At 66.4% G+C, this 8,184-nt stretch carries 8 protein-coding genes, 1 rRNA gene and 1 riboswitch; of the genes, 5 read left to right on the top strand and 4 right to left on the bottom strand.

What is annotated here, in order from left to right; translation table 11 throughout:
* From BLR21_RS28490 to BLR21_RS28480, 3 genes are all read right to left on the bottom strand, one after another.
* A 16S ribosomal RNA gene (locus BLR21_RS28490) occupies positions 1–198 on the bottom strand; the annotation flags it as partial.
* Between the two features lie 384 nt (positions 199–582).
* Positions 583–1,929, bottom strand: a complete 1,347-nt coding sequence (locus tag BLR21_RS28485) for a polysaccharide lyase 6 family protein (protein WP_090010525.1) — start codon at positions 1,927–1,929, stop codon at positions 583–585.
* A gap of 43 nt (positions 1,930–1,972) precedes the next feature.
* Positions 1,973–2,407 (bottom strand): NUDIX hydrolase, encoded by a 435-nt coding sequence (locus BLR21_RS28480; RefSeq protein ID WP_090010523.1) that lies wholly within the window; start codon positions 2,405–2,407, stop codon positions 1,973–1,975.
* A gap of 72 nt (positions 2,408–2,479) precedes the next feature.
* Between BLR21_RS28480 and BLR21_RS28475 the strand changes: the two genes are divergently transcribed.
* The 4 genes from BLR21_RS28475 (at position 2,480) to rpsT (ending at position 5,523) form a co-directional block, all read left to right on the top strand.
* Positions 2,480–3,406, top strand: a complete 927-nt coding sequence (locus BLR21_RS28475) for an SPFH domain-containing protein (protein WP_090010519.1) — start codon at positions 2,480–2,482, stop codon at positions 3,404–3,406.
* On the top strand, positions 3,406–3,633 hold the full coding sequence (locus BLR21_RS28470) for a type II toxin-antitoxin system antitoxin (protein WP_090010516.1): 228 nt from the start codon (positions 3,406–3,408) through the stop codon (positions 3,631–3,633). The genes BLR21_RS28475 and BLR21_RS28470 overlap by 1 nt, the downstream gene beginning before the upstream one ends.
* Before the next feature lie 17 nt (positions 3,634–3,650).
* Positions 3,651–5,042 (top strand): AAA family ATPase, encoded by a 1,392-nt coding sequence (locus tag BLR21_RS28465; protein ID WP_090010513.1) that lies wholly within the window; start codon positions 3,651–3,653, stop codon positions 5,040–5,042.
* A gap of 214 nt (positions 5,043–5,256) precedes the next feature.
* A complete protein-coding gene (gene rpsT, locus BLR21_RS28460; protein ID WP_030479455.1) occupies positions 5,257–5,523 on the top strand; it encodes a 30S ribosomal protein S20 in 267 nt (88 codons plus the stop codon).
* Between the two features lie 141 nt (positions 5,524–5,664).
* Here rpsT and holA read toward each other — a convergent pair whose 3' ends face one another.
* On the bottom strand, positions 5,665–6,642 hold the full coding sequence (gene holA, locus BLR21_RS28455) for a DNA polymerase III subunit delta (RefSeq protein ID WP_090010510.1): 978 nt from the start codon (positions 6,640–6,642) through the stop codon (positions 5,665–5,667).
* An 88-nt stretch (positions 6,643–6,730) separates the two neighbouring features.
* A riboswitch (SAM riboswitch) is annotated at positions 6,731–6,873 on the top strand.
* A gap of 11 nt (positions 6,874–6,884) precedes the next feature.
* Between holA and thrC the strand changes: the two genes are divergently transcribed.
* The gene (gene thrC, locus BLR21_RS28450; RefSeq protein ID WP_090010506.1) at positions 6,885–8,141 is read left to right on the top strand and encodes a threonine synthase; all 1,257 of its coding nucleotides are present in this window, start codon (positions 6,885–6,887) and stop codon (positions 8,139–8,141) included.
* The last annotated feature ends 43 nt before the right edge of the window (positions 8,142–8,184 follow it).

Here is an 8,184-nt window from a genome sequence, read left to right as displayed (position 1 = left end):
ACACCAGATCATGCGATCCAGTGTCGTATCCGGTATTAGACCTCGTTTCCAAGGCTTATCCCAGAGTACAGGGCAGGTTACCCACGTGTTACTCACCCGTTCGCCGCTCGTGTACCCCGAAGGGCCTTACCGCTCGACTTGCATGTGTTAAGCACGCCGCCAGCGTTCGTCCTGAGCCAGGATCAAACTCTCCAATAAGGATTGTGTGATCGCTCCAGACGGAATATGTCTGGCATCTATCTTCTCAAAGGAATACCTCGACGAGGAGGTATTCATATATTACTGGCTGTGTTTCGGCACGCTGTTGAGTTCTCAAAGAACACGCGCACACCGCAGTCACATCAGCTTTTCGCTGACTTACTTCCGGGGCTTGTGTTGCGAAGCTTATTTGGTCCTGCTCGCCGGTGTCAAATCGGCCTCTAGGAGGCTTTATCTCTCCGGTTTTTGCCAGGCTCGTTCCGGTCTGTATTTCCCGGCCCGCTTCGCTCTGACATGGAGAACATTACACGGGCCTGTTTCGATCTCCAAATCGGGGGGTCCTGGTGACCGCCACACGTGCGATCACCAGGACAAATGCGTTCGTCAGGGTGCGGAGACCCCGACGTCGGCCTTCGTCAGCGGCTTCCGCACCGCCGAGGAGTTGTACTCATCTGCCCCGACATCGGGCTTGCCCGAGCGCGACTGCAGGTCGAAGTCACGCGTCACATAGGAGTAGGTGCCGGCCGAAGTGTCGACCGCCGGGCTACCCGAAGACAGCCGGAACAGTCCGTTGGCGTCCTTCACCAGCTTCGGGTCCACGGACCTGTAACCGGACGACGGCATGTTGCCGCCGGTGCCGCCCCAGATGACGTTGCCCTGGTACTTGACGGTCGAACCGGCGTGCATGGAGACGACCCCACCCGACGAACCTCGAATGACGTTGTTCGCGAGCACGCAGTCCTTCGGCTTGAAAGCACCGCCGTCGCTGTCGACCACCGCACCGGTACCGATCAGCGTGTTGAACGCGACCGTCACGCGGTCCGGCCGGTCGTGCAGCTTCGAGTCGGGGCCACTGTCGGCCTCCTTGCCCGAGCCGAACACGATCGCGCGGTCCTTGGTGGTCTCCACGTAGTTGTTGATGACCTTGTGGTCGTTGCCGTGGAACCGGATGCCGCTGTTGAACAGCAGGTTGCCCTCGACCGTGGTGCGGTGGCCGTGGCGCAGGACGATGTAGCCCTTGCTGTTGCGGATCGTGTTGTAGCGGACGATGTTGTCCGATGACTTGATCGAGATGGCCTCGGCGTCGCCGTTCGCCTTCTCGAACAGGTTGTACTCGACGATCGCGTTCGCCGACTTCGACTGCTTGTGGCTGTAGCCGAGCCGGATCGACTCACCGCCGTTCGCACCGGTGAACTGGTGGTTGTAGAAGTAGTTGTGGTGGATCCACGACCGCTTGGCGATCTGGCTGCCGGGGCCGGTGATCTGCAGGTAGACACCCGCGTTGGTCCGGTTCTGGAACGTGTTGTGGTCGATTTGGACGTCGTCGGCACTCACGCTGAGCGAAGCACCGTTCTTGTTCCCCGAGTACGTGTTGCGGGTGATGCGCGTGGCCCGCGCTGCCGCGGGGACCGAGAGCGTGCTGGTTCCGTTGAAAACGAAGCCTTCGATCGTCACGTCTCGAACGGCCCCGAGTTCGAAGCCGCCGCGGGTGAACACCGTGCCGCCGACGGTCTGCGCGGCGACGGTGATGCCCGACTTGGTGATCTTGACTGGTTGGTCGGCGGTGTACCGGCCCTGGGCCAGCACGATGCGCTGACCGGCTCGCGCGGTGTCGAGGGCGGCCTGCAGAGAGGACACGCTCGAGACGCTCACGACAGCCGCGTGGGCCGGCACGGGGACGAAGGACGACAGCAGGGCGGCCGCGCCGACTGCGGCCAGTGATCGGATCATTCGCCAACTCCGGTGTTGGGTCATCGGCGGCGGTGGACCCAAGCTAGCGCAGGATTCCGGCAGGTGGGGTAGTCCGGTACAAACCGAGGGCCGTATCCAGCGACGGCACTCGCTCAAGTTGTCCGATGTCTGCGAGAGGGAACCACTGGGCGAGGTCGGTCGTGCCGTCCACCTCGTTGCGCAGCTCGCCGCCGACGATCCGCACCTCGTACATGATGCGAAGCGCGTGGTAGTCGCGGTCGGGGTCCTCCCGGAACTCGGAGTCGATGCCGAGCAGGCGGACCACCTCGGCGAGGTAGCCGGTCTCCTCCTCGATCTCCCGGATGACCCCGTCGTACGGGTGCTCGCCGTGGTCGATGCCGCCTCCCGGCAGGATCCAACGTTTGCCCTTTGGGCCAAGCCAGCGCGCCAGGAGGATCTCGTCGCGCTCGTTGATGCACACCCCGTACGCCGCCACGCGCTGCTTCTTCGCCCTCATGCGATCAAGCCTAACTGGCGATCACCTCGGAAAAGTGATATCACTTAGATACTACTTCGATAGGGGGTCTGAATGAGCGCGGTTGTGGACACGACAGTGCAGATGCCGGCGCCCGTGGTGCGGGAGAAGCACGCACGGGACCTGCCCGGTCTGCCCATGTTCTTCGGAGGGGTGGTGTTGGTCGCGGTGGCTGCATGGACGTTCGTCGAGGGACTCAGGGCCGCCGCCAACGACGAGCCGTCAGCGGGACTCCTGCTCGTGGGGATCCTGCTGTTCCTGGCGGGGGCGCTGGTGTTCCGGGGCCTCTTCACGGTGGCGCCGGGTGAGGCGCGGGTGCAGCAGTTCTTCGGCCGATACGTGGGCACGGTGCGCACGGACGGTCTGCGGTGGGTGAACCCGTTCAACACGCGGGAAAAGATCTCGACCCGGATCCGGAACCACGAGACGTCGGCGCTCAAGGTCAACGACGCGGACGGCAACCCGATCGAGATCGCCGCCGTGGTCGTGTGGCAGGTCGAGGACACTGCGCGCGCACGGTTCGAGGTCGACGACTTCGTGCGGTTCGTCGGCATCCAGACCGAGACCGCGGTGCGGCACATCGCGAACAGCTACCCGTACGACAACCACGAGGAAGCCGGGCTCTCGTTGCGGGAGAACGCGGACGAGATCACCGAGACCCTCTCCATCGAGATCGCCGCGCGGGTGCAGTCCGCGGGCGTGAAGGTGATCGAGTCGCGGCTCACACATCTCGCGTACGCGCCGGAGATCGCCCACGCGATGCTGCAGCGGCAGCAGGCCAGCGCGGTCGTGGCGGCACGGACACGGATCGTCGAGGGCGCCGTCGGCATGGTGGAGCTTGCGCTGCAGCGGCTCTCCGAGCAGAACGTGGTCGAGCTCGACGAGGAACGCAAGGCGGCGATGGTGTCGAACCTGCTCGTCGTCCTGTGCGGTGACCGATCCACCCAGCCCGTGGTGAACGCAGGGTCCCTCTACACCTGATGGCCGAGCGCAAAAGCGTTCTGCTCAGGCTTGATCCGGCCGTGCACGACGCGTTGAGCAGGTGGGCGAACGACGAGCTGCGCAGCACCAACGCGCAGATCGAGTTCCTGCTGCGGCGTGCGCTGTCGGAGGCCGGCCGCTTGCCCAATGAGGCAAAGAAAATGCCGCGTCGGGGCAGGCCACCGAAGAATCCTGAGGAAAACACGGAGGCCGGGCCAGAGGGTTAGTGCGTACGGTGGAATCGATGACGGATCTCCACACATCTGACGCACGATCGCTCGCGTCGGCTCTGCAGGGGTTGTTGGAGGAGGCCAGGAAACTGGTCTCCGACGGCGCGGAGTCGACGCTGGTCCGGAAGGTCTCCGGGCACATAGGCATTCCGATGGCACAGGTTCCCACGGTGACGGCCAAGTTCATGGCCTGGGAACACGTCAACGTCCACCGCGGGATCGAGACGTACCTGGCCGAGCACTCCCCAGGGGCGGAGTGGTTCGGCATAGCGGGAAGGCGCGCGTTCCAGTACCTCGTGGACATGTTGAGCGGAGCGGTCCACGACGGCAGCTTCGGGCTCGGTCCCGTCGACTACGCGACGGTGGCCACCGGCCCCGACACCGCGGTCGAGGCAGTGCAGCTCGGCCTGGTCCTCTCCCGGTCACCGGACGGCGATCCGGTGGTGATCGCGCTGCAGGGTCCGGGCGAGGACTGCGATTCCCAGTGTTCGCTGCAGGTGCTCGCCGGGTCGAGAGAGATAGCGACGGCCACGCGTGAGGCGGTCGAAGGACACATCGCCCGCCACAACCTGTTCCAGGGCAAGGTGATGGCGTTCGGACTGAGCGAGCACCGGCGCAACCAGCTGCTCACGTTCCTGCCGAGACCGTCGTTGCGACCTGAGGACGTCGTTCTGCCAGACGGTGTGCTCGACACCATCGAACGCCACGTCGTACGCACGGCCGAACAAAGCGCACGGCTGAGAGCCCACGGGCAACACCTGAAACGCGGGCTGCTGCTCCACGGCCCGCCAGGCACCGGCAAGACACACACGATCCGGTACCTGATGGGACGGCTGGAGTCCTCGACGGTGATCGTGCTGAGCGGCGTCGCGATGTTCAAACTCCTGAAAGTGGCGACGTCGATGGCGCGGAAGCTCGCGCCGTCCGTTGTGGTCGTCGAGGACGTCGACCTGATCGCGGAGGACCGGCGGCACACCGAGTTCGGCAACCCGGCACTGTTCGAGCTGCTGAACGAGATGGACGGTGTCGGTTCCGAGGCGGACGTGACGTTCGTGCTCACCACGAACCGCGTGGACGTGATGGAGCAGGCCCTGGCCCAGCGCCCCGGCCGGATCGACCTCGCGACGCAGGTGCCGTTGCCCGACGCGCACGCCCGCGAACGGCTGTTGCGGCTCTACGCGTCCCGCACGGATCTCGATCTTCCAGACGCCTCCGCGATCGTGGCGGCGAGCGAGGGCGTCACGGCGTCGTTCGTGAAGGAGCTCGTGCGGCGGGCGACGCTGCTCGCGTTGGACGAGCAACCCGGCGTTGAGCGCGTGCGGCTGGGCGAACCCACGATCGCAGCCGCGCTGGCCGAGCTGATGGACGAAAGACAGTCGCTGACGCGCTCCATCCTGGGCGGCTGAACAGGCGTTTCACCAGCGTGAAAACGCCGTCATCGAGTTCTCCCGAGGCGGCGGTGGTTGCCGGGAAGGCCACCTTCACGGTGCGCTGAGCTGGCCTGATATCCTTCGTCGTCGTGAACGCGCGGCTCTCCGCCGTGGAGGAGACCCGGTCCTCGTGACCGGTGCCGACCAAGCGCGCCACGAACCCCGGTTTCGACAAGAAGGGTGATGTCGCATGGCGAACATCAAGTCCCAGCTCAAGCGGATCAAGACCAACGAGAAGGCTCGCCTTCGCAACAAGTCGGTCAAGTCGTCTCTGAAGACGGCCATCCGCAAGTTCCGCGAGGCTGCCGAGGCCGGTGACAAGGCGAAGGCCCTGGAGCTGCTGCAGGACGCGTCCCGCAAGCTCGACAAGGCCGCCACCAAGGGCGTCATCCACGCCAACCAGGCCGCCAACAAGAAGTCGGCGATGGCCCTGCGCGCGAACTCCCTCGAGGGCTGATCTCGCTCGTAGCGCTTCCAGCTGCTGCAAAGGGCTCCACTTCCTCCGGGAGGTGGAGCCCTTTCGCATGTGGTCTCGGGCACGGTTGGCGTAGGAGCCCAGTACCTGATCGGGATCCCGCGCCGGGAGTGATCCGGCGGGTCAGCGGCGGCTGTGGGCGGCCACGATCCGGAGTACGGCGCGTTCCAGCGCGTAGTCGGCGTCGGCCGCCACGCCCTTCACGTCGGCGTTGAGCCCGGCGACCACCTGCATCGCGTCGGCGAGGCCCGACTGGTCCCAGCCGCGGGACTGGGCCTGCGCCTTCTTGATCTTCCACGGCGGCATGCCGAGCGGCCCGGCCAGGCTGAACGGGTCGGCGCGGCCCACCGCGGACACGCGCGCGACCGTGCGCACAGCGTCTGCCAGCGCATCCGCGACCAGCACGTGCGGCACGCCGAGCTGCATGGCCCAGCGCAACGCCTCCATGGCGCCCGCCCGGTCACCGACGACGGCCTTCTCCGCGACGGCGAACCCCGTCACCTCGGCCTTGCCCTGGTGGTAGCGGCGGATCTCCTCGACCGTCACCTTGCCGTCGGTGTCGGCGACGAGCTGCGACGAGGCCGCGGCGAGCTCGCGCAGGTTCGTGCCCACGGCGTCGATGAGCGTGGCGACCGCTTCGGAGTCGATCTTGCCGCCCGCGCGCCGCACCTCGTTGCGCACGAACGCCTCGCGATCACCCTGCTTGGTGACCTTGCCGCACTCCGTGACGGCGGCGCCGGCCTTCTTCAGCTGTCCGGGCAGGTCCTTGGCCGCCTTGCTGCGACCACCGCCCGTGTGCACGACGACGAGCGTGACACCGTCCGCGGGCGCCTTGACGTAGGAGAGCACCATGTCGGCGACCTCCTTGCTGATGTCCTGCCCGTTCTGCAGGACGATCACGCGACCCTCCGCGAACAGCGACGGACTCACCAGTTCGGCCAGCTCGGGAGGCGTGAGATCAGTCACCTGGACGCGGGTCAGGTCGGCGGTCGGATCGACCTCCCGTGCGGCCTCGAGAGCCGCCCGAACAGCACGTTCGACCAGCAACTCCTCCTCGCCGACGACGAGGTGCAGTGACTCCGGTGCGCTCACGCTCCGCATCCTGCCACGTCCCGGATCGTGGACGTTTGCGGACGTTTGTGGATGCGCGACGGGCTGTTGCCGTAGGTTGGTGGCCACAACTGAACACCGCTCATCCAGAGGGGCAGAGGGAACGGCCCGAAGAAGCCCCGGCAACCGGCGTCAGCGCTATGTGCACATCTGTGCGCACAGCTCGCGCAGACGATCACGGTGCCAATTCCGACCCGTTCGATTTCGCGGGAAAGATGAGGAGATACCTCGCGATGACTGCTGTCACTGTGCCCACGAGCACGAAGTTCGACCTCGGCCCTGCCCGGGCACTGCTGTGCCGGGAGTGTGGCAACGAAACCCCTCTCGCACCTGAGTACGCCTGTCTCGAGTGTTTCGGGCCGCTGGAAGTGGCCTACGACTTCGGCAAGATCCGGCGCGAGGACATCGAGGCCGGCCCCAGGTCGATCTGGCGCTACCGCGGCCTCCTCCCTGTTCCGTCCACTGTGGAACAGCACCCGAACACCGATCCCGGCGGCACACGCCTGGTCGAGGCGCACAACCTCGCCAAGGCCCTGGGCGTCCGCAAGATCTGGGTGAAGGACGACACCGGCAACCCCACGCACTCGTTCAAGGACCGCGTCGTCGGCGTTGCGCTGGCCGCCGCCCGCGAACTCGGCTTCAAGGTGCTGGCCTGCCCATCCACCGGCAACCTGGCGAACGCCGTCGCCGCGGCCGCCGCCCGCGCGGGCTGGAAGTCCGTCGTTCTCGTTCCCTCCAATCTCGAGCGCGCCAAGATCCTCATGAGCGCCGTCTACGAAGGCGCCCTGATCGCCGTCGACGGCAACTACGACGACGTGAACCGCCTCGCCCAGGAACTCGCCGCGGAGAACGAGGACTGGGCGTTCGTGAACGTCAACGTCCGCCCGTACTACGCGGAAGGCTCGAAGACGCTCGGCTACGAGGTCGCCGAGCAGCTCGGCTGGCGCCTGCCCGACCAGATCGTCGTGCCGATCGCGTCCGGCTCGCAGCTCACCAAGGTCGACAAGGCGTTCCGCGAACTCGGCCAGCTCGACCTCGTCGAAGCCTCGCCGTACAAGGTGTTCGGCGCGCAGGCCACCGGCTGCTCCCCGATCTCCGCCGCGTTCAAGGCGGGCCACGACGTCATCCGCCCAGTCCGCCCGGACACCATCGCCCGCTCGCTGGCGATCGGCGCCCCGGCCGACGGCCCGTACGTGCTCGACGCGGTGCGCCGCACCAACGGCGCCATCGACGACGTCACCGACGAAGAGGTCGTCGAGGGCATCAAGCTGCTCGCCCGCACCGAGGGCATCTTCGCCGAGACCGCCGGTGGCGTGACCGTCGCGACGGCGAAGAAGCTGTTCGAGTCGGGCCAGCTCGACCCGGACGCCGAGACCGTGCTGCTGATCACCGGCGACGGTCTCAAGACCCTCGACGCGCTCGGCGACACGATCGGCCCGCGCGCGACGGTCCCGCCGTCGGCCGAGGCCGTCATCAAGGCACTGGGTTAACCACCTCCCTCCACCCTTCCTCCGGCTCGGGGACGCGCTCGCG

Source organism: Lentzea albidocapillata subsp. violacea (genome assembly GCF_900100275.1).
Classification (GTDB): domain Bacteria; phylum Actinomycetota; class Actinomycetes; order Mycobacteriales; family Pseudonocardiaceae; genus Lentzea; species Lentzea violacea.
The sequence above is the reverse complement of the archived record's forward strand: the minus strand, read 5'-3'. Positions and strand labels throughout refer to the sequence as shown.